Annotated in this window: 14 protein-coding genes; 4 read left to right on the top strand and 10 right to left on the bottom strand. The window is 53.4% G+C overall.

Annotated elements, in window-relative coordinates:
• Nucleotides 1–388: 388 nt before the first annotated feature.
• Both C5Y83_RS00720 and C5Y83_RS00715 read right to left on the bottom strand, forming a co-directional pair.
• Nucleotides 389–1,723, bottom strand: a complete 1,335-nt coding sequence (locus tag C5Y83_RS00720; protein ID WP_105327874.1) for a DUF1552 domain-containing protein — start codon at nt 1,721–1,723, stop codon at nt 389–391.
• Nucleotides 1,724–1,773: 50 nt separating this feature from the next.
• Entirely contained in the window at nt 1,774–3,672 is a 1,899-nt protein-coding gene (locus C5Y83_RS00715) for a DUF1592 domain-containing protein (RefSeq protein ID WP_233206997.1), read from the bottom strand.
• Between the two features lie 483 nt (nt 3,673–4,155).
• On the opposite strand from C5Y83_RS00715, the gene C5Y83_RS00710 reads away from it, so the two are divergent.
• A complete protein-coding gene (locus C5Y83_RS00710; protein ID WP_105327725.1) occupies nt 4,156–4,833 on the top strand; it encodes a hypothetical protein in 678 nt (225 codons plus the stop codon).
• A 76-nt stretch (nt 4,834–4,909) separates the two neighbouring features.
• Here C5Y83_RS00710 and C5Y83_RS00705 read toward each other — a convergent pair whose 3' ends face one another.
• The 7 genes from C5Y83_RS00705 to C5Y83_RS00675 all read right to left on the bottom strand — a co-directional run bounded on the left by C5Y83_RS00705 (nt 4,910) and on the right by C5Y83_RS00675 (nt 15,580).
• A complete protein-coding gene (locus C5Y83_RS00705; RefSeq protein WP_315850481.1) occupies nt 4,910–7,915 on the bottom strand; it encodes an exo-alpha-sialidase in 3,006 nt (1,001 codons plus the stop codon).
• 34 nt (nt 7,916–7,949) lie between these two features.
• Nucleotides 7,950–9,401 carry a sulfatase gene (locus tag C5Y83_RS00700; protein WP_105327724.1) on the bottom strand — a complete coding sequence of 484 codons (1,452 nt, stop codon included), beginning with the start codon at nt 9,399–9,401 and terminating at the stop codon, nt 7,950–7,952.
• Complete coding sequence (locus tag C5Y83_RS00695; protein ID WP_105327723.1) at nt 9,401–10,882, bottom strand: sulfatase; 1,482 nt, start codon at nt 10,880–10,882, stop codon at nt 9,401–9,403. The genes C5Y83_RS00700 and C5Y83_RS00695 overlap by 1 nt, the downstream gene beginning before the upstream one ends.
• A gap of 15 nt (nt 10,883–10,897) precedes the next feature.
• Nucleotides 10,898–12,433 (bottom strand): sodium:solute symporter, encoded by a 1,536-nt coding sequence (locus tag C5Y83_RS00690; protein WP_105327722.1) that lies wholly within the window; start codon nt 12,431–12,433, stop codon nt 10,898–10,900.
• 30 nt (nt 12,434–12,463) lie between these two features.
• The gene (locus C5Y83_RS00685; RefSeq protein ID WP_105327721.1) at nt 12,464–13,393 is read right to left on the bottom strand and encodes a dihydrodipicolinate synthase family protein; all 930 of its coding nucleotides are present in this window, start codon (nt 13,391–13,393) and stop codon (nt 12,464–12,466) included.
• Between the two features lie 46 nt (nt 13,394–13,439).
• Nucleotides 13,440–14,129: a GntR family transcriptional regulator gene (locus C5Y83_RS00680; protein WP_105327720.1), complete on the bottom strand. Its 690-nt coding sequence runs from the start codon at nt 14,127–14,129 to the stop codon at nt 13,440–13,442.
• Nucleotides 14,130–14,236: 107 nt separating this feature from the next.
• Nucleotides 14,237–15,580 carry a Gfo/Idh/MocA family oxidoreductase gene (locus C5Y83_RS00675; RefSeq protein ID WP_105327719.1) on the bottom strand — a complete coding sequence of 448 codons (1,344 nt, stop codon included), beginning with the start codon at nt 15,578–15,580 and terminating at the stop codon, nt 14,237–14,239.
• Between the two features lie 409 nt (nt 15,581–15,989).
• Between C5Y83_RS00675 and C5Y83_RS00670 the strand changes: the two genes are divergently transcribed.
• The gene (locus tag C5Y83_RS00670; protein WP_105327872.1) at nt 15,990–16,793 is read left to right on the top strand and encodes a DUF1338 domain-containing protein; all 804 of its coding nucleotides are present in this window, start codon (nt 15,990–15,992) and stop codon (nt 16,791–16,793) included.
• Nucleotides 16,794–16,831: 38 nt separating this feature from the next.
• Here C5Y83_RS00670 and C5Y83_RS00665 read toward each other — a convergent pair whose 3' ends face one another.
• Nucleotides 16,832–18,475: a Glu/Leu/Phe/Val dehydrogenase dimerization domain-containing protein gene (locus tag C5Y83_RS00665; RefSeq protein ID WP_105327718.1), complete on the bottom strand. Its 1,644-nt coding sequence runs from the start codon at nt 18,473–18,475 to the stop codon at nt 16,832–16,834.
• A 130-nt stretch (nt 18,476–18,605) separates the two neighbouring features.
• On the opposite strand from C5Y83_RS00665, the gene C5Y83_RS00660 reads away from it, so the two are divergent.
• Nucleotides 18,606–19,844, top strand: coding sequence for a hydrolase (locus C5Y83_RS00660; protein ID WP_105327717.1), 1,239 nt, complete (start codon nt 18,606–18,608; stop codon nt 19,842–19,844).
• 37 nt (nt 19,845–19,881) lie between these two features.
• Complete coding sequence (locus tag C5Y83_RS00655; protein ID WP_105327871.1) at nt 19,882–21,279, top strand: aminotransferase class III-fold pyridoxal phosphate-dependent enzyme; 1,398 nt, start codon at nt 19,882–19,884, stop codon at nt 21,277–21,279.
• Nucleotides 21,280–21,289 lie beyond the last annotated feature (10 nt).

Raw genomic sequence — 21,289 nt, 5'->3', positions numbered from 1 at the left:
ACCATTCTTGCTCAAGGCCATCTCTCAGGATTGCTGTTTAGGTTTTGTACCTGAAAGTAGACGTCACGGTTTGCACCGTCAAAACCCCCATTCTTCAGGCAGCGATTCTTGAGGCGCTAGGCAGAACCACATTGACAGAGATCGTTACGCCCCAGCTTTTCTTCCAGTAGTTTGTTGCTGGAGACGACCTGAACGCGGCGTTTGACGTTCCTTTCCGACTGAAAGTCACGGCAATGCTGGATTCATCGACTCAAAATGAGGGCGTTTGGTCGAACTTGGGTTTGCCTAGCGTCTATCTCCTTGAATAGGAGTCCAAGGATCGCGTAGCGATAGACAAACGCGACGCCGGAAGGTTCAGAAGGATGGCAACATTTAGGTTGTCAGACGGCTATGCTAGATCCTTCAGTGGACCGGTACTGTCACCAAATGCTTCGACTGCCACTCCCATACGATCGAGCATCGCAAGGTACAAGTTACACAGTGGGACTTGCCCATCTGCTGCCAAGTGGCGGCCACTGTTCAACGTGCGGCCACCGCGTCCACCAAGAAGGATTGGCAGATTGTCGGGGTCATGTCGATTTCCATCGGACATGCTGGAACCAAACAGAATCATGCAGTTGTCCAGCAGCGTTCCGTCCCCTTCTTGGATAGCCTGTAATTTGCCGAGCATCGTTGCGAACTGTTCGACATGCCAACGATTGATCCTTTGATACTGCTCGATCTTTTCCTTCTTATTCTCATGGTGTGACATCTCATGATGACCACCCTTGACCCCATCCAAGAACGAGAAGTTACGCCCAGAAACATCGTTGGCAAACATCAGCGAGGCCACGCGCGTTGAATCAGTTTGGAAACCTAAGACGATGAGATCGAGCATGATTCCAATGTGGTCGCGAAACTCAGCTGGAACGCCTGGCTTGGCCATCGCCAGGGCGTGTTCGTCAATTTCTGGCTGCCAGTCGCGATCTCCCTTCGTTGCGAACTCGATCCGTTTCTCAACGGCCCGGACCGAATCAAGGTATTCGTCCATCTTGAACTGATCATCTCGGCCCAAGCGAGGACGAAGACGACGCGCATCCTCCAAAACGAAATCAAGCAGGTTTTGATACGACTCAGCTTTCTCGGAGGCGGAAGATAATGCCTTGCCGAATAACCGTTCGTAAACCAGTCGCGGGTTAATCTCTTTCGCGACCGGACGCGTAGGTGACTGCCACGAAATGTGCGAGCCATACAAACGAGTGTAACCAACATTGCTGTCGATACCGCTGATTACTGGCTCGGTTCCTAGTTCCAACGAAGGAAGTGGTGTGTTTCCACCGACATGTTGGGCCATTAACTGGTCGACCGAGATACCACCACTACTGATATCCTTACCAGTCGTTTTCGTGACTGGCATCCCCGTTAGGAAGTTGGCTGTTTTAGCGTAATGACCGTCGCCGCCGTGGCTGTTCTTTTTGTCGAGTCCCGTGAGAACGAGCACTTCACTCTTCAAATCGCCTAGTGGTTCCAGCGATGGCGTGAGCTTGTAATCGCTACCGGTGGTTTCCGGAATCCAGTCCTTCTCCCAGACGCCGTTGGGAAAGTAGATGAAAGCAGATCGAACCGGCGGCTTTCCTGTTTCTCCCGCTCGGGCTACCTTCGGGGCTAACGAAGCCATCCACGGCAGACTGAGCGTGACGCCGCACCCCTGTAAGAAACGGCGACGCGACACGACAGATGAAATGGACTTGTGATTTGCCATAAGACAATTACCTTCGAGCGTAGACGCTCCGTTTATTTGTCTGCTTTGAAGTAGCGGTGCTGAAACGGGTAGGAGAGGGCGATCTCTTCAATGAGGATGCCTGCCTTGAGATCGTTTTCTTTCAAGCATTTCAGGCAACGATCAACGACACAATTGTCGAATTTGTTCAGATCGCGTCCTAAACCAAAGCCAAGTAACTTGCGGACAAAATGCTTCTGGAATTCACCACTCCGCTTCAGAAGAATGACTTTCAGTTCTTCCGGTCCGCTAAACGTATCACCGGAAGGAAGCTTGCCTGCCGAATCAATCGGCTGCCCATTGTCACTTTCCCGCCATCGGCCAATGCCATCGAAGTTTTCCAGGCCGAAGCCGAGAGGATCCATGCGATTGTGGCAGCTGGCACACTCAGCCTTTTGCCGATGAAGTTCGAGACGCTCGCGCAATGTCGTGGGCTTCGCTTCTCCATGTTCATCTTCCAATGCTGGGACGTTGGGCGGCGGAGGCGGGACACGCGCGCCGAGAACTTCTTCCAGAATCCATCTCCCACGAAGTACGGGGCTCGTACGACGCGGGTAGGAAGCGGATGTTAGCACACTGGCCATGGTCAAGACGCCGCCGCGCTGGCGACTATCGAGTTTGACCTGTTGCCAAGATGAATCTGGCGGTAAATCGATTCCATAGTGCTTTGCCAGGCTGGCGTTGGCATAGATGTAATCCGCATCGATCAAATCGGTTAGCGGAGCATTTGCACGAAACACGCTGGCGACAGTCCGAACTGCCTCTTCACGCATCGCCGCGGCTAGTTTGTCGTCGTATTCCGGAAAGACTTCCGCGTCGGGTTTCGGGCCGTTCCCAAATTCTTTTAGGCCAAGCCACTGCAAACCGAAATTCTCTCCTAGGGAATCGGCCTTTGAATCAGCCAGCATTCGACGAACTTCACCCCGAAGCACTTCTTCATCATACAACGCGCCACTGTCGGCAAGTTGGAGTAGGCGATCATCGGGAATGGATGACCAGATCAAAAGTGCCAGACGCGTAGCCAATTGATGTGGAGAGATTCTTTGAACGCCACCCGCCTCCGGTTCCGATTCAACGACAAACAGGAAATGAGGTGAGACCAGGATAGCCTTCAACGGTTGTCGCTGGGCGGCTATAAACGAACCAGTTCTCGATAAAGCAGCGTCGAAGATCGTTAGCAACCGTTCAACTTCTTCCGGCGTAGGTGGTCGACGCCAGGCTCGTTCCGCGAATGCTTCGATGTTGGCCTTGGCAGCATCGCGATCGTCAAGGTCCGATGCTGAGTCGATCGACTTGGGAAGCGAACTAAGAATGCGACGTCTTGCGGCGATGACTTCTTCTGAGGCACCTTGCTCACCCTCTGGCAGCGCCGTTTCGATCAGGCGGTCCGCGGCCATCAGGTAAGCCTCGAGATGAATAGGGGAAGTAAACAAGGCGTCACCGACGGTATCGAATCCTTCGCCACCAGCTCCGTCTGATGGAGGCAGTTCACTCGGCTTCAGTTCGATCCCGACAAGATCGCGCATTGCATTCCGGTATTCGGTGCGGGTTAGACGGCGGCTCATCACATGACCGCGATACCAGCTTTGGGTTTCGTCCGACGCTAGTTGTTTGCAAAGATCTTGCCCAGGCCGAGAGTCGAGCCAGCGATAGAAAGCACTCTTCTGCGGATCACTAAGTCCAGGGCTACCCTCCGGCGGCATCTCGTTTTGTCGGACGCGACGAGCAACGCGTTCCCAGATATCGCCCGCTTCAATTGCCGATTCACCACTACTGAACGTAGCCAAGTCGAACTCTCCATCGGCGTCGTCACCGGTGTGGCATTCAAGGCATTTCGACTTGACGATCGGCAAAACATCTTTGGTGTAATTCTCGCCCCACGTTTTTAGTTCAGGCGAATGATCAGCAGCCACTAGACGAGTATCGGTAGACAAAACCGGGGCGAGAACCGCGATCGCTGCGGAGATCAGAACGGGAATACGCGAATGATTCCGATATGTGCCGAATTGGGAAGGTGCAACTGCGAAGCGCATTGTCGGTTGGCCTGGAGGTAGGTGGGAGGCGGCGGGGCTTTCAATACTACTCGAATACCGAGAGTCGGGCTAGACGAATGACCGTTGCGGTGGGGGGAAGAGTTCGAGCGAAAACTTGGGAAAAGTGATCAAACTTTGGTCATTGGGCGATCCAATGACAGGAGAAATCGAAAACCCACATATCGACGAATCATACCTGTTGAACGCATTCAGATGGTGTTACGTGTCCGCGTAGGTCAGAAAAGCTAGGAATTCCTGCTTGCAATTTTCAGCGTAAACCGGTATCAACGGGTTATGCAGTAGAATTGCATTTCACGTTCGATAAAGCTCGAAGATTGGATACTTCTCGAAAGGACACATTCCATGAGTCGCTGGCTAGTTACGATCGGAAGTTCTGCCGCATTCGCCCTCGGTGGGTGGGTCGTGGGAAACTCGGAAGAAGCTCAAATACCTGGGATCGCCCCGCCGCCCGCCGCGCATGCACCGCAAACAATGGAGACGATAACGGGAAAGGTCACCGAACAAACGAAAGCTCCACGTGGTGGAATCGATGGAGTTAAGTTGGAAGATGGCACTTGGCTGCATTGGCCGCCCCACCTGGAGAAATACCTGGGTAAGTTGTCCGAAGTGGGGCAAGAAGTCTCTGCCGAAGGACGCCGCCAACCAGGCCCGCATGGAGAAATGGTTGTCGAAGTATTCGCGCTAACAAACGTCGAGAGCGAATCGACCTTCCAACGGGAAGAAATGCCGCCTCCACCTCCAGGTGGTCATTGTCCACCGCACGGTCCGCATGCCGGACCTCCTGTCATGAATCAACCTGGCATGCCGCCACATGGTGTGCAGCCACCGCCGCCAGGGCCAGGGCGGCATGGTCCACCTCGGCCGCACCAAAGAGCACAAGAGCCACGCGCGGGACAGCCACCAATGGCAGGCCCTGGCGGAAATCCACCGCCACCCCCGGAAAAAAATCTGCAGCGTATTGAAGACCGTTTGAAACGGATTGAAGAGCAACTGGGAAAGCTAATCGATCGAAATGCCTGAGCGGTCTTCAAAGAGAAAGGCGTGCGAGACAAGTCGTCCCGCACGCCTTCTTCGTTTCTTGATGTGGACTCAGCTACTAATCCCAGTTCGCCTTGGTCAACTCGTCGCCAGGTTCGATTTTGGTCGGATCGATGACGACATGTTTGATCAATTGACGTTTCCACGTGTAGGTCATGTGCACCATGCCGTCATCAGTTTGGATAATTGCCGGGTAGCTGAACTCGGCGCCTTCTTCCTGTTCCAATACAGCAACCTTTCGCCAGTTAATACCGTCGTCAGAGATTGCCAGGTTCAATAGCCCGCGACGTCCCCAGCCTGTCTTGCCACTTCCAAGATGGTTATAGATCATCAGCTGGCGACCATCGGCCAGCGTGACGACTTCGATTCCTGAATTAGGATTCGGCATATCGATTGGCTTGAGTTTCGACCAAGTGTCTCCTTCGTCCTCGGAGAAGCTGCTGACGATCACACTCTCCTTGGTGCGGCAAAGAACCTGCAGACGACCATCCTGATGTTGAAGAATGGTGGGCTGGATCGCGTTAAACTCATCTTTGGTGTTGATGGGACCGATTCGCTGCCAGACACCACTAGGTTGGCCATCGGTTAGAACGGTCTTCTCGAAGTGAATGGTCCAGCCGTCGTACTCGGTCGAAGATCCGCAGAGCAGTGTCTTGCCATCCTTCAGCAGGATCGGTTTGCAGCGAACGGGACCATCAATTCCTTCTGGAAGACGTTTTCGCTCGCGGAAGGTCTTACCGCCGTCATAGCTGACCATCATTTCGCCCCACCACGAATGCGGTTTTGGCCCTACCTTGAAGAACAAGAGCAAAGGGCCATCGCCCGGAGATTGATAGAGCACTGGATTCCAGCAAGGATAGCGAAGTCCGTTATGCTGAACACCGTCGGCGACCTTCATCGGGCCTGACCAGCGGCTTCCGTCGTGGTAGCTTACCCAGATGCAAACGTCGTCGCGTCCTTCTTTCGTCCCGCCAAACCATGATGCGACTAAGCCGCGGTTCGTTTGGCAGATGGTCGAAGCGTGGCACTCGGGAAAACTGGCCTTAGTGTAAATGAATTCTTCACTAACAAATCCAGGGAACTTCGGCTTGCTAGATTCTTGGGGTTTAACCGCAGCGATTTGATCCGCTGCGAATGCCAGGCAGTCGTCATGAGGGGCATAGTAGAGTCGGCCATTCTCGGCACCGACCAGCAGATCTGGTTTTCCGTCCTTATCAAAGTCGCAAGCGGCTGGACTCGAAGTATGCCCAGCGACGTTTCGCTTGGCCAGGTTACCAATCCGTTTCAGCACAACCTTGCCATCGCGATCTTCACAGTTGCGGTACCAAGTTGCGTTCTCGGAATTCACAAGCAGGTCAAGTCGGCCATCGCTGTCCCAGTCAACGACATCCAACTTCACGCGGCCTGAACCGCCACAAGATTTGATGTTCAACTGGAGTGGTTGGTTATTTTCGTCAATAAAGATTCGTTCTGCTGCACCAGCGGAAGGTCGCAAGGTCAGGTATCCTTCTTGATCGAGCATCACCAAATCGAGCTTTCCGTCGCCATTGAAGTCCTTTACAACCGGCGTTGTACGCCACTGCGTAATCGAGGATTCCGATTTGGTTTGCCACCAGTACCACTTTGGTGGAGCTTCGCTCAGACCAGTCGGCAGGGGAACATCGACCAGTTTGCCATCGTCATTTCGCAGAAGTCCAACCTTCGCGAGGATCGAGTTGTAGATGATGTCTGGATCGGCATCTCCATCCCAATCCGCAACGCACAAGGTGGTATAGCCCCACTTCGCTTCAGCCGGACCTTGAATTGACCCGCTAGGACCAGCCAAGATGCGGAACTCCACTTCTGGCGTATGAGCCGTTCCTGGCGATGCCGTTAACAACTTCGGGGCGTTCCATTTCGGCAGGCCATTTTCAGCAGGACCGAGATTCTCGAAGAAGCCAATGTAACCAGCTGTGTTACCACAGAGAATGTCTTCGTCGCCATCTTCATCCCAGTCGTAGGCATAAGGCGTCGCGAGAGCACCAAACTTAAGTGTATCGGCCTCTTGTTGAAAGTACTTTGGGGCGAGGAATACGGGTTGGTCGTCGCGAAGTTCACCGGTGTTTTCTACGAGGGCGACGCGACCATCCTCATCGCCAACGATCAGATCTAAATCACCATCACTGTCCCAATCGAACGCCGTTGGCGTGATCATTTGAAGATCCATTACCAGTGGCTTGCCGTTCGCATTGTTCAGCTTGCGGCCAGCAGCGTACACCGGCTCTTCCCGCGTGCCAATATTTTGGAAATAAGTGAATCCGTCGAGGAATTCGCCGCATAAAAGGTCGAGATCGCCATCGTTGTCGAAATCAGCGAAGTTGGGGGAAGGCCATCCGTAGACGTCGATTTCACCACCAGCCGCTTCGATCTTCTCCGGTGAATCAGAATACTTCGCTTCGCTAGCAGTGCCTTCATTGCGTATAAGATAAACGTAGCCATGAAGCCGTCCATTTTGCCACCGGCCAAAGTTATCGAAGGCAGCATCCCAGGCGTAGTCGGTCCAGTCGCCGACACCGACGACGATATCCTGATCACCGTCACCATCGTAATCGACATAACGCCACATATTCGCGCGAACTCGGTTCTCATGGATATTGTTTTTCGGATAGATCCGTTTGCCATGATCGAAGTCGAACTTGCCACTTTTCGCATCGCGTGGATATTCCCAGCATTCGTGAAGAATACGTGGCTTGCCGTCGACATAGCTAACCTGAACATTGTGCGACGTCTTGCCAAGCTTCACTGCGGGCTTAAATACCGGCATCTTTTGTGAAGGGTCTTGGGATGTATTCTCGAAGTAGAAGACGCCATTGGATGGCTTATCAGGGCAGGAGACCAACAGGTCCATATCGCCGTCCCCGTCATAGTCCATCGGCAACGGCCATGCCCAAAGCCCTACGCCAAGGTCGACTTTGAGGCCTGGATTGTTGTAGGAAAGCTCTTTCAGCTTCCACTCATCTTGAGCGAAAACAGGCGTTGCTAATATCAACAGCAACATCGTGGTGATGGTTCGACTAAAAGACATGAGATTCACTCGGGGGGAAGGAGGAACAGTGGGATCAGTCCGTGGTGTGTGATAATTTGTCCTGAGGAAGGCGAGCATCGACTTCGACAAGATAGTTACGCAGATCAGCAGACAGTTCTGCGGCGAGTTTGGGATGACTATCAATGAGATTAGTTTGTTCAGAAAGGTCTTTCGCTAGGTCATACAACTCGTTGTGATTGTCTTCGTAGAAGTGGATCAACTTGTATTGGCCACGACGAATCGCAGATTGCGGCCGCGTCCGACTGGTAACGAAGTCGTTTACACCGATCCCTTCGGGAGCTTTCGCAAAACCTTTCTCTGGGTGGTAATACGGAAAGTGCCAGTACAAAGAACGTTCGGGCAGTAGCGTCTTTTCGCTCAGGGTAGAAATCAGGCACATTCCGTCGAGTCCTTCGGCGGTGACTCCGGCCAACTTGGCTAGCGATGGATGGAGATCGTATCCAACCCAGGGAAGTTCCGTTGTCGTTCCTTTTGCAATCTGATCTGGCCAACGAACGATCATCGGTACGCGTACGCCACCTTCGTAAAGATTCCACTTCGACCCGCGAAGCGGGCCGTTGGCGGTATACTCTGGATGCCCACCGTTGTCGGACGTAAAAAGGATTAGCGTGTCTTGCGGATCGTCAGATTCGTTGACGGCTGTCACGATCTGGCCAACCAAGTGATCAAGCGTCTCTACGAAAGCGGCGTAACGTAAGCGACGTTCTCTTGCAGGTGAGTCAGGCGGAATCTTGGCGTCGTACTTATCAAGAAGCCAACGATAAGGTGTTCTGACGGGTGTATGAACGTAAAAGTGCGAGGCCATTACGAAGTAAGGACGCGCATGTTTCTGCTTAATGAACTCTGTGACGCGACCTACCATCGTGTCGTCGACGAATTTGCCGGGTTGATCGATTTCTGAGGGGGGCTTCTTGCCCCAGGCGTAAGGATGGCTGCCAAAATCTTCAACCGCGACCTCGAATCCCTGCGCTTTCGGTCCGTGTGTAGGACTCCAACCAAGGTAGCGCTGGTAATGCTGATTCAAATGCCATTTGCCGAAGAACGCCGTCTGGTAGCCTACCTGGCGGAGTCGTTCGGCGATCGTGATCTCTTCTAATGGTAGGTTTAATGTGTATCGAGGCGTTAACAGCGGGACCTCCGCATCCAGCTTCTGATGGATGGCTGAGTCTTTCGTAACGAACTCAAAACCTAAACGGGCCGGCGTCTTACCGGTCAGTAAGCTTGCACGAGAGGCTGAACATATTGGCGCCGATGCGTAGGCGTTGTTGAAGCGGAGTCCTTGTTCACTGAGTTTGTCGAGATTGGGAGTTTCGTGGTACTCGTGACCATAGCAGCCTAGATCGGACCAAGCTAAGTCATCTGCAAGAATGAACACGATGTTCGGCGGTGCAGCGGATACACATTCATTGTCGAGTCCAATGCCGAGTAGCAACATCGTAGTGAGAATGGTGAATAGTCTTGTCATCACTTCTTCTCCTGTGGGAATTGCTGCGCGAGCGTCTTCTTGAGCGTCGCAATCACGTCGGCTCGCTGCGAGTCATCGGCAAGATTGGTCGTTTCGAGCGGATCTTCCTGATGGTCGTAAAGCTCCTCGGCGATGGTGGATCCGGTGGAAATATCGCGCCATTCGGTGAAACGCCACCTTGTTGTTCGAACCGAGTATCCCCAAGCCCTCCAGTTTCGTGCACTGCCATAGAATGGATGTTGATGCTGCGTGAACGCTGCTTCTTTCACGGTGAACGTCGGGTCGTCGAGGATTGGAGAAAGATCGTCTCCCTCAAGATTGTCGGGCAGATCACCTTCAATTCCGGTTAGGTTGGCCAGCGTCGGATAGAGATCGACGAGTTCGGCGAGAGCACTGGTTTGTTGATTCGCAATCGATGGGTGCCGAGGGTCAACAAGGATAAGAGGCACACGAGCATCGAGTTCGAAATTGGTCGTCTTTCCCCACAGCGATTGCTCGCCAATGTGAAATCCATGATCGGACGTAAACACGATAATCGTATTATCAGCCTGACCACTAGCCTCGAGGGCGTCTAGGATTTCTCCGAGTTGGGCATCGAGAAAACTAATTGCTGCGTAATAACCATGACGAAAGTGGCGGACTTCCTCAGAAGTGAACGCTCGATCCTTCGGTGTATTTCCGTAACCCTTAATTTCACGGGAGTCGTGCAGTGCGATCTCGGGAGCGTCTTGGGGAGGGACCGGGTTGGTGGGCAAAGGAATTGCCTGGGGATCGTATAGGTCCCAATACTTCTTGGGAGCGACAAATGGCAAATGAGGTCGCCAAAATCCAACCGCTAAGAAGAATGGCTGGTCGCTTCCCGCATGGTCACGCAACATGGCCGCTGCCAAATTGGCGATTTGGCCATCGCGATAGGCGGTATCAGGGACGTCATGAGCCTCCGCGACAGGGGCTTTGTAAGGTGGTGGTCCTTCCCGATACTGGTTAGCGAATACGGTATCGTCCGCATGTGTTCCAGCAAACAACACTTCGTCAATCGACCAACTATGACGATCTTGGGTATCGCCCATATTGTGGAACATTTTGCCAATGTTCTGGCAAAAGTAACCATGTTTCTTGAAGTGCTGCGGCAAGGTGATCAAGGTCTTACCGTTCGGGGCGGTACCGCGAAATGATTTTCGAAGGTCGTCGACGGCGACCGTGTTAGGACGCAGTCCCGTCAGAAAGGACGAACGTGAGGGATTGCAGACCGCTTGTTGGCAGTAGGCGCGCTGAAAGGTCAGGCCTCGCTCCGCAAGACGCTGGAGATTCGGTGTCTGCGCGATGGGATCATCGTACGGGCTGATCGCACAATTAAGATCGTCTGCCACAATGAAGAGAACATTCGGACGATCGTCGGCTTGGACTAGCGTCGGAGAGCATAACAGCGAGCTGAGCAGTATCGAACTTACAATCAAATTCGACGAGATGAAGCGTGGCATGAGGCGATTCTCCCGTTAGTTGCTGGCAGTCGTTTCCGCTGCGACCGGTTCGTCTTGTTTGATACGATCGCGATCACCCGTGACATACGAAAAAAGGGTCCCCGTCACCACAATGGCAATGGTCCCTAGGACGATGGTCAGCAAGCCATTGAGCGGGTTGCTGAGGGATTCAGGAATAGCGTCCAGATCCGGCGAAAACGTCAGCCATCCAATGATCACGATACCAACGACAACCCCCACAATCGCGGAACGTGTTCCGGCTCGTTTACTAAAAAATCCTAACAGAAATAGTCCCAGCATTCCTCCGCTGATCACGCCGGACATTGACCACCAAGCGTCCATTGCACTCTTCACATCGATCATTGCAATCGCCAATACGGTTCCCGCGGTTCCCCAAATCACGGTGCTGCCGTAAAGGACCATCATCGATTGTGTTTCCGTAGGATTGGGGTGAATCAATCGCTGGAAGATATCGCTCAGCGTCAGGGCGGCCGAGCTGTTCAGACTACTACTGATGGTGCTCATCGCTGCGGCCAAGATTGCGGCGACCATGACACCGCGAACGCCCGTCGGAAGGGTCGACATGATGAAATAGGGGAAGATCTCGTCTCCCTTACCCTCTTGCCACGCGGTATGCAGGTCTTCCGGTAGTAGCCCTGGTTGGGCCGTGTAGTAACAAAATAGCGCCGTACCAATGAAGAAAAAGCCCGCACTTACGGGAACGTATAGCAAGCTACCAAACCAGACCGACTTCTTCGCTTCCGCTTCCGTGGTCGCAGATAGATAACGCTGGGTATAGCTTTGGTTGATGGCGACGTTCTGGAGATTGGTGGCCAAGGCGTACAGCATCACGACCCAGACAGTCGAGTCGGTCCAGTCGAGCGCGTTCCAACTTCCGAGACTGAATTTATTGTTCTCCAGTGCAATCTCCATCATCTGGCCGGGGCCTTCCGGCATAGCGAAGGGTAGCCAAATGACACTCAATAATGCACCAAGAATCAGAACGAGCGACTGTAGTGCATCGGTCAAAACCACCCCCTCAAGTCCTCCGATGCACGTGTAGAGCGTCGTCAGGCCGCCGATAATGACGATGATCGTGATCATGTCCCAAGCGAGCAGTTGGTTCATAACCAGTGCGATCAAATACATGACCGATCCAACTCGGGCGACTTGCAACAGCATGAAGCAGACTGACATATAAATGCGTGCCCAGCTTCCAAAGCGGCTTTCCATGTGTTCGTAAGCGGAAACTTGACCCAGCTTGCGATAGAAGGGAACGAACAAACTAGCCCCGATCCAGGCTGCAAAGGGAAGCGAAAGCGAAAAGACGAAGAAGTTCCAATCGCCAACGACCGCTTTTCCCGGCAGAGCAAGAAAGCTGATGCTGCTGACGTAGGTACCGAAGATCGATAAACCGACGATCCAGCCGCCAATCTTGCCACGCGCGACCATGAAGGAATCCGCGTCGCGGCTATCTTTCATGCACCAGAAACCCAGTCCCAGGGTTCCGGCCATGTAAATAACAATAATGATGTAATCGAGTGTCGACATTAGGCTCCGCCGATCCTAGATGTGTCTATCTCAAACTTGAGGTACTTGGCACGCAAAGTCAGTCTGCGAGGCTGAAAATGTTGTGAGCCACTCAGCCACGCGTGCTCGCTCGGGTGCTTTGAAAACGTCGAACGGGGCCGCCAACAGCCCAGAACAGATCCCGCTCAATTCCATGGCACACTTGAGCCCCTTCAAGTAGGAAGATCCGTACTTGCCAAAACCGTACAACGCTTGCAGCTCAACGACGATTGGCTGGTATCGGTCGATTGCTGCCTGATCGCGTTCACGAGCCGCGGCAAATAGATCCGTGAACAATTCTGGCCATAGATTCGCACCACCGGTAACGCCGCCGACAGCTCCCAATTTCATGGCCTCGACCAGCAACGCCTCAGGCCCCATGAGGACCGGCCAGTCTTCCCGCTGCTTCGCAACTTCAATTGCCTGGGCGAAATAGTCCAGATCGCCAGAGCTGTCTTTCAGCCCGATGATATTTGGATGTTTGATAAGAACGGCGAGCGTTTCCGGTTCGATTGAAATGTTCACACAGCTGGGCATGTTATACAACAGCAGCGGCAACGGAAGGGCTTCCGCGAGTTCCAAGAACCAGTGCTGTAGCTCGGTCTGACCAGCGGGAAAATAAAAAGGCGGAGCGGCGACGACCGCAGCAGCGCCATGTTCCAGTGCAAATTGAGCGAGATGGATCGCATCGACCAGGGATGTATCGGTAATCCCCACGTAGATCGGAACACGTTCATTCACGAGCCGAGACGTTTCGGATATCATCGCACGCCGAAGTTGCTCGCTCAAACTCGGGCCTTCCCCGGTGGTACCAAGGACGAACAGTCCGTCAACGCGGCCTGTTAGTTGCCGCTCGATCAGTTGCGCGAGACCAGTTTCGTCGAGCGAATCGCGTTCAGAGAGCGGGGTGACTAGAGGGGGAATGATGCCTTGAATCTTCATGGATTTGTGTTCGGCGCAAGGGGAACTGAAAGGAGTGAAGGGGAGGCTAATTGGTTAGGGGAAAGATAGGGCTCGACATCTGACTAAGGGTGATCTGACGGCTGTTTCGAATGTGCGTCACCATCGCTTTGCTGGCCGCATCGGCGTCGCGCAATTTCAATCCGTCTAGGATTGCCATGTGATCCTCGATGGTCATCTCAAGAATGTCTGCATCGTAGGTATGGCGAGCGGCCCCGATGATTTCTGTCAGCAGGTGCAAGTCGCCGATTGCCTTGAGCATGCGGCGATTGTCAACCGACTCGAGGATGGTGATATGAAACTTGAGGTCAGCCTGATCGAACGGAGTCGCGTTCTGGGTACCGGTAGTCGAACCCGCCGACACCTCGTTTAGAATTGCTTGCATTGCGTCGATCGTCGTTTGCATGGCCTTTAATTGCCGCACGCCAATCAACTGCGAAGCTTTCGCGACAGCGAACGGCTCGATCGCTTCTCTCAGCTCGAACACCTCCAAGGCGTCCGATCGCGTTGGCTGTTTGACGATTGCCCCGGATTGGGGAACGAGCTCGACAAGACCTTCGCTGGCTAAGCGGCCAATGGCCTCGCGGACCGGCGTGGCACTCATACCGATCTCGGTTCCAAGCGGCCCGTAACGCACCTTCGTACCGGGAAGAAGCTCGCGATTTAGAAGCTTCTGGCGAAGGAATTCGTAGGCAATATCGGATTGATTTTTACTCATGCTATGGAGTTTAGTGAAAATCTATAGACTTTCAACAATCAAAAAAGGAATCCCCAAAGTTTTCTCACCGAGTGGAAGAAAACGATGGGGATCGAAGCTCTGGAATTCTACACCCAGGTCGGTTCCCAACCTTTGACGTAATCTTTCGTCAGCCAAGGCTGTGCCTCCGTGAAGTTCGGGATTTCCATTTTCTTTGAATCCCATTTCAAAGTTTGGCCAGGGAAGCGAATACCGACCGTGCCCAGCAACACGGTTTCGGTCAACGGACCTGCGTAATCGAAATGGGAGGTCGTCTTGTCGACACCGCGACTAGCGTCTGCCCATTGCACGTAATGATCGACGCTAGGGATTGGCTCGACCTTGGTTTCTTCGCTACTACCCTTGAGAAAGAGCTTGGGCATGGCAACGTGAGGAATGATGAGGGTTCCCTTCTCGCCAATCAGAACTGAACCAGCACCCGGCAGATCAACCGATGCAGGAATATCGGTCATGTTTTCGCGCGACGGTCTTACGCCAGCCGCGTCATACCAGGTGACATTGATGGTGTCACCGGCGGTGTACTTGGTCTTGGGGAAGACGTAATGCACGGTTGCCTGGTCGGTCCAGGTTTCAGGCTTGAGAGGTGGAGCATCGGCGACCAATTCAAGTGGCGCGGTCAAAAGTAACGACTTGAATACGGGATCGAGAATATGGCAGCCGAAGTCGCCCAGTTGTCCCGTGCCGTAAGCTTGCCAGCCTCGCCAGCTGAACGGATGGTACATTCCCTTTTTGAACGGACGGCGTGGTGCGACGCCTTGCCACAAATCCCACGCAACGGTATCCGGCACAGGATCAGAGCCCTCTGGCCGTTCGATGTTGCGTGGCCAACCTGGCGTGCCACCTTGCCAGGAGTGAACCTCCTTAACTTTGCCAATCATTCCATCGTGTACGATCTTGACGGCGGTACGATAGGCGGTGTGCGATTGAATTTGATTGCACATCTGGGTGACCACATCGTACTTCTTTGCAGCCAGCTGCATCTGCCGGGCCTCGAATACCGAATGGGTAAGCGGCTTTTGGCAGAAAACATGCTTGCCCAACTGCATCGCAGCGAGGGAGATCGGAGCGTGCATGAAGTCAGGTGTCGAGACAATCACGCCGTCAACGTCTGCCTGATTGTCGAGCAGCTTGCGCCAATCGGCGTAGGTCTTGGCGGAGGAATACTTCGCAGCAGCGCGGCCCAGATGGGCTTCGGAGCTGTCAATATCACACAAAGCCGCGACATCAACTTCCGGACTTGCAGCTACACCATTGAGATCGCTCCACCCCTTACCACCGGTGCCGACGCTTCCGATGCGAAACTTCTCGTTGGCGCCTAACACTCGGGAATACTGGGAAGCGGGCAGCGCCACGGCAGCGGTGGCAAGAGTGAGGCCCTTAATAAACTGACGACGGTTCGGTGTTCGTATCATACGAAGCTCGCTCGAGGTGGGAAATTGAGGAGTGGAAAGGGGGTGGTGACTCCAAGTCTCGCCGATCGATTACATGACGTCAACCATTTTTAATGGATCGTGATATCAAACTTTCACTCGTCGCATCAAAGGTAGCCTCTTATCGGGTGGAAACTATTGCCAATCATTAGGTTGCAGTGATTTAAACTTCCCCTTGCAGCGTTGCGGGTTCGTTTTCATGGAAAGTTATTGAAGAGCTATTGATGAGGGGCGTCGGAGAGGGCGTGAGGGACGAACTAGCCGAACTTAATTCGTATGAGCCCACGCATTACTCCTCTGAGGTCTCTGGGGAACAATGCATTGCTCGCTTGGTGGGGGACGATAGAATTCCCATATCGCCACCCCCCCTTTTCTGAGAAAGATCATGGTCATGTCGATACAATTGCTGATCAATCAACTTTGGGATACTTATCGTCGCATCAACCCTCAAGCGGACCAGATCGTCAAATTGCTAACCGATCGCGGTGAAGGAATTCAGAACGATCACATTGCGTTCCGCACCTTCCAAGATCCACAAATCGGTATCGAACGGTTGGCGAAACCTTTCGTAGAAGGGGGATATGTTGAAGGTGGGGAATACCACTTCGAGGAGAAGAAGTTGTATGCCAAACACTTTCAGCATCGAGATCCGACCCTACCGAAGATATTTATCAGCGAATTGATTTTGGGCGAATTCTCTAGTCCATTCCAGGATGCTATCAATCGATTGCTTGATCAATTGCCCCCCAATGGCGAGTTTCACGGTCCGCTCTGTACCGAGGGGCGAGTATGGGAGACAACCTTTGCTGATTATGAGTTGCTTAAGAAAGATAGCGAGTATGCCTCGTGGATGGCTGCCCATGGTTTCTGCGCGAATCATTTCACGATTTACGTGAATGAACTCTCGACCGTCTCTTCGCTGCAAGAATTGAATGATCTGCTGATTACGAGTGGCTTTGCACTGAATCAGGAAGGGGGCGCGATAAAGGGTTCGCCGGAGGTGTTCCTCGAACAATCATCGACTGTCGCATCGGTGGTTGAGGTACCTTTTTCCGATGGGCCGCACAAAGTTCCTGGCTGTTATTACGAGTTCGCTCGACGTTACCCGCTTCCGAATGGAAAGATGTTTGAGGGGTTCGTCGCCAAGAGCGCCGACAAGATCTTCGAGAGCACGGACGAGAAGCTCCAGCGCTGACTCGTCCGTGCGGTTAGATTTACAAGCCTCTTCCGAGGTTACGGGAACAAGCCTCGTTTTAGTTTAGCTTCGGCGACGCGTTCGATCCCTTCGATCAACGCGGCTGTCCGGAAGTCGAGATTCAAACTATCGGACCGGCCCGCCGTCCGTTGGAAAGCATCAGTCAAGATTTTCTTCAGGCGCGAATTGATCTCGTCCAAAGTCCACATGTAGTTCTGCGTTCCTTGGACCCACTCGAAGTATGAGACCGTCACACCTCCAGCATTACCAAGGACGTCGGGAATCACGAAGATTCCGCGCTCCTTCAGGATCTCGTCCGCTTCCAGACTGGTTGGGCCGTTTGCCCCTTCCGCCACTAACTTGCAGTTGAGTTTCTCGGCATTGCGGTCGGTGATCTGATTCTGTAAGGCACACGGAGCCAAGATATCGCATGGCAGTTCCAGTAGCTCCTGATTGCTCACCTCATCCGCATGAGGATATCCTTTCAGCACTCGATGATCCTGGGCGTACTGAAGTAAATCAGTGACCGACAAACCTTTCGGATTGTACAAACCCGTAGAAACGTCGCTCACACCAACGACCTTCACACCCAACTCTTCGAGTAGGCGTGCCGTGTTGCTACCTACGTTACCGAAACCCTGAACGACTGCGGTGGCACCCTTAATGGGAATTCCCAGCATTTTGGCGGCTTCTTCAATCATGTAGACCAAGCCACGACCTGTCGCCTCACGGCGTCCTAGCGAACCGCCAAGCGAGACTGGTTTTCCCGTGACGATCGTTGGAACCGAGTAACCCATCTGCTGACTATAAGTGTCCATCAGCCAGGCCATGACTCGCTCGTCGGTTCCCATGTCGGGAGCTGGAATATCTTTGTCAGGACCGATCATTTCGATGATTTCCATCGTGTAACGTCGGGTGAGACGCTGAAGTTCGTGACCGGTCAGCTCGGTGGGATCGATTCGCACGCCACCTTTGGCACCACCGAACGGCAAACGCATCAGAGCACATTTCCAGCTCATCCACATCGCCAGCGCGGACACTTCGCCCAGGCCGACATCTTCGTGGTAGCGAATACCTCCCTTGGTCGGGCCCATCGTCAGCAGATGCTGCACGCGATAACCGAACACGGTTTCCACCTGCGTGTAGTTGTCGCGGCGGAAAGGTAACGTGACGACGAGTGTTCGTTGCGGGAACAAAAGACGCTCGCGAAGGTTCTCGTCGAGCCCCATGATCTGGGCGGCTTTCAGGAACTGCTGCTGCGCGAGATGCAGCATCGGCGAGTTCCACTCTTGTTGTTCGGCGTGCGTGCGTTTCACGGCGAGCCGTAAGGCGCGGGCGAGTCGATTTCCGTCGATCTTGCCTTTGATAAGATAGTCCTGGGCCCCGGCCTCAACTGCTTTTGCGGCTAAGGACCAGTCGTCATTGCCCGTTAAGACAACCACTGGCACACCAGCAGCTGCCTCATGCATACGGATGAATGTGGTGAGGCCTTCGCTATCGGGAAGTGTCAAGTCGAGCAGAACCGCATCGAACTTCTTTTTGCTGAGACAATTGAGGGCCGTTTCGAGGTTTTCATAGGTGTCGATCTCGAAGCGGGTATCAATGCTTTGCGCTAACAACTCCTGGATCAGCGCTGCCTGAAGTGGGTTATCTTCGACAACCAGAACACGAATTTCCGACATTGCTCGCTCCTGTCTGCAATGGGAGGGGGGACGTGACAGGGTAAACTCGAAAAACGTCCATTAGTATTGTACGGCATACAATGAACCGGGGCGCTTACAATCTCCTTCAACTCTCTTCGGCAGGTTGGCCATGTCACTGGAATCTGAAGCACAATCAATTCTATTGCGGCTGGCAAATCAGCGTGACGAAATGGTGACTCAATTGGTTGACTGGGCAGCTATCAATACTGGCACGCACAATTTGCCTGGTTTACGTCAGATGGCGGAGTTGGTGCAAGCAGCATTCCAGCCGATCTGTGACCAGCTCGATTATGTTGCGGTTCCGCTGCAAACCCAAGTAACCAGCCAGGGAAATAGGGAAGACTGCCCCTTGGCTGGTGTCCTGGTTGGCCAGCGTCGCCCCGATGCGGCGCGTCAGGCGGTACTCTCGATTCACATGGACACCGTCTATCCCGCCGATTCAACATTCCAAACCTTGAAGCTAGACGGAAACACGCTGCATGGTCCTGGCGTCGCCGATGCGAAGGGGGGCTTGGTGGTGATGTTGTACGCACTAAAAGCCTTCGAGCAGTATGTCGAGGCGACTAGCAACGGGCAGCTAGGTTGGACGGTGATATTAAATAGCGACGAAGAAATTGGCTCTTTGGGATCGCGTAGCCTATTTGCCCAATACGGGGCGGCCGCAGATTTTGGATTGTTGTTCGAACCTTGCCTCCCGACGGGACATCTTATCGGACAACGGAAGGGCTCGGGCAATTTCGAGATAGTAATCCGCGGGCAAGCAGCGCATGCGGGTAGAGAGTTCTACAAAGGTCGCAATGCGGTTGTTGCTGCGGCGAAGGTTGCATCGCGACTGCACGAGTTGAATGATCGCTGGCCCGGTACAACCGTTAACGTCGCCAAAATCGACGGTGGTGGACCCAATAACGTGGTGCCAGATGTGGCGGTGGTTCGCTTTAATATTCGCTACCCCGAAGGCGATCTAGAAGCGGAACTGTCTCGTGACCTGGAGCGAATTGTCGAGGAGGCGGATGATGGCATTACGATGGTGCTACACGGTGGCTTCTTCGCGCCGCCGAAACCGTTGAGTGAGGCCTATCTCGATCTCCTGAATACCGTGCAAGATTGCGGCCGAGAAGTGGGGCTAGAACTGGAATGGGAATCAACCGGTGGGGTGTGCGACGGTAATCGGCTGGCAGCATTGGGAGTCCCCAACGTCGACACAATGGGCGTCCAGGGAGGCAACATTCACTCGCCCCAAGAGTACATGTTGCTCGACAGCCTTGTCCCTCGCGCCCAACTGACATTCCTGACGTTGGTCCGCAAGGCACGAGAAATTCGGGAGGCCGAAATGCGGAAAGAAGCGTAGAATTATTTAACACCCCCTATGCGAAATGGAGACAACTGTGGACGCTCCTAAGTTGATTGCTGAGCAATTACTGGCGGATCCCCGCGTCGCCGAGGCAACCCGACTGCTTACTCAAGCCGTAACGGAATATGCCTCGCAATTAAGTGCCCAAGCGGCCGATCCGCAGCGGACTGAGGAACTCCGTCATTTGCTAAACGAATACGCCAATTTACGTGGCAATTCACTTTTCTTTCCCTACCTCGGAAGCGGTGCTGGAAGAAGTGCTCTCGTTGAACTGCTCGATGGAAGCGTCAAGTATGACATGATTACCGGGATCGGCGTGCATGCCATGGGGCACGCCAATCCAGAGTTGGTCGCTGAGTTAATCCCTGCCGTGCTCGCGGACACGGTGATGCAAGGCAACCTACAGCAGAACGTTGAGTCGCTGAAATTGAGCCGCGAACTGGTAGCACTCGCCAAGCATCATGGAGCGAAGCTAGATCACTGCTTTCTATCTAGCAGTGGTGCGATGGCGAACGAGAACGCCTTGAAGATCTTGTTTCAACATCGCCTAGGTTCGCAGAGGGTTCTCGCTTTCGAAAACGCATTCGCCGGTCGGTCGATGGTCTTAAATCAGGTTACTGATCGACCCAAGAATCGAGTTGGTCAACCACAAACGATGGCCGTCGATTACGTGCCGTTCTATGACGCCCGATCTGACGTCGATAGCTTGCACCATTCTCTTCGCGTGCTTGAACGACATGTGGAGCGATTTCCAGACTCGCACTGCGGCTTTATTATGGAGCTGGTACAAGGGGAAGGAGGCTACTACGGAGCGCCACGCGAGTTCTTTGTCGCCCTTTGTTCACTTCTGCGAAAGCACAACATACCTATTTTCTTCGACGAGATTCAAACGTTTGGACGTACCCTGCAGCCCTTTGCGTTTCAGATGCTTGAGCTCGACGACTATGCCGATGTCGTCACCGTTGGCAAGATGACGCAGGTTTGCGCGACGTTGTTCGGTGAGAAGTTGAATCCCAAGCATGGTTTGTTGAGTCAGACGTTCACATCCTCGACAACCGCAATCGTTGCAGCGCGGTGGATTCTCCGAAAAATGAAAGAGGGTGCGTTTTATGGCGAAGAGGGGCGAATTGCTGCAATTCATGCGCGTTTTGCCACTCGTTTTGAAAAGCTACACCAAAAGGCTCCCGATAAGATATCGGGCCCATGGGGCGTTGGGGGGATGATTGCGTTCACGCCGTTCAATGGATCGGCTGAAGCGGCCAAGAATGTTCTACATCGTCTGTATGATGCCGGCGTCATTGCTTTCGTCGCCGGACAAAATCCGGCACGCGTGCGATTCCTGCCGCCATTTCTTTCGCTTACCGATCAGGAGATCGATGCGGCCTGCGACATCATTGACGACGTGATTCTCTCGCTTGAAATACAGGACTGATCTAGAACCA

Origin of the sequence: Blastopirellula marina, from assembly GCF_002967765.1 — a bacterium.
GTDB lineage: Bacteria > Planctomycetota > Planctomycetia > Pirellulales > Pirellulaceae > Bremerella > Bremerella marina_A.
This window is presented reverse-complemented; position numbering and strand designations above follow the sequence as displayed.

Bases quoted from the DNA above. Each gene is read 5' to 3' on its own strand.
- C5Y83_RS00705 (WP_315850481.1), bottom strand. From the start codon at position 7,915: ATGTCTTTTAGTCGAACCATCACCACGATGTTGCTGTTGATATTAGCA.
- C5Y83_RS00710 (WP_105327725.1), top strand. From the start codon at position 4,156: ATGAGTCGCTGGCTAGTTACGATCGGAAGTTCTGCCGCATTCGCCCTC.
- C5Y83_RS00690 (WP_105327722.1), bottom strand. From the start codon at position 12,433: ATGTCGACACTCGATTACATCATTATTGTTATTTACATGGCCGGAACC.
- C5Y83_RS00695 (WP_105327723.1), bottom strand. From the start codon at position 10,882: ATGCCACGCTTCATCTCGTCGAATTTGATTGTAAGTTCGATACTGCTC.
- C5Y83_RS00685 (WP_105327721.1), bottom strand. From the start codon at position 13,393: ATGAAGATTCAAGGCATCATTCCCCCTCTAGTCACCCCGCTCTCTGAA.
- C5Y83_RS00675 (WP_105327719.1), bottom strand. From the start codon at position 15,580: ATGATACGAACACCGAACCGTCGTCAGTTTATTAAGGGCCTCACTCTT.
- C5Y83_RS00660 (WP_105327717.1), top strand. From the start codon at position 18,606: ATGTCACTGGAATCTGAAGCACAATCAATTCTATTGCGGCTGGCAAAT.
- C5Y83_RS00700 (WP_105327724.1), bottom strand. From the start codon at position 9,401: ATGACAAGACTATTCACCATTCTCACTACGATGTTGCTACTCGGCATT.
- C5Y83_RS00680 (WP_105327720.1), bottom strand. From the start codon at position 14,129: ATGAGTAAAAATCAATCCGATATTGCCTACGAATTCCTTCGCCAGAAG.
- C5Y83_RS00670 (WP_105327872.1), top strand. From the start codon at position 15,990: ATGTCGATACAATTGCTGATCAATCAACTTTGGGATACTTATCGTCGC.
- C5Y83_RS00665 (WP_105327718.1), bottom strand. From the start codon at position 18,475: ATGTCGGAAATTCGTGTTCTGGTTGTCGAAGATAACCCACTTCAGGCA.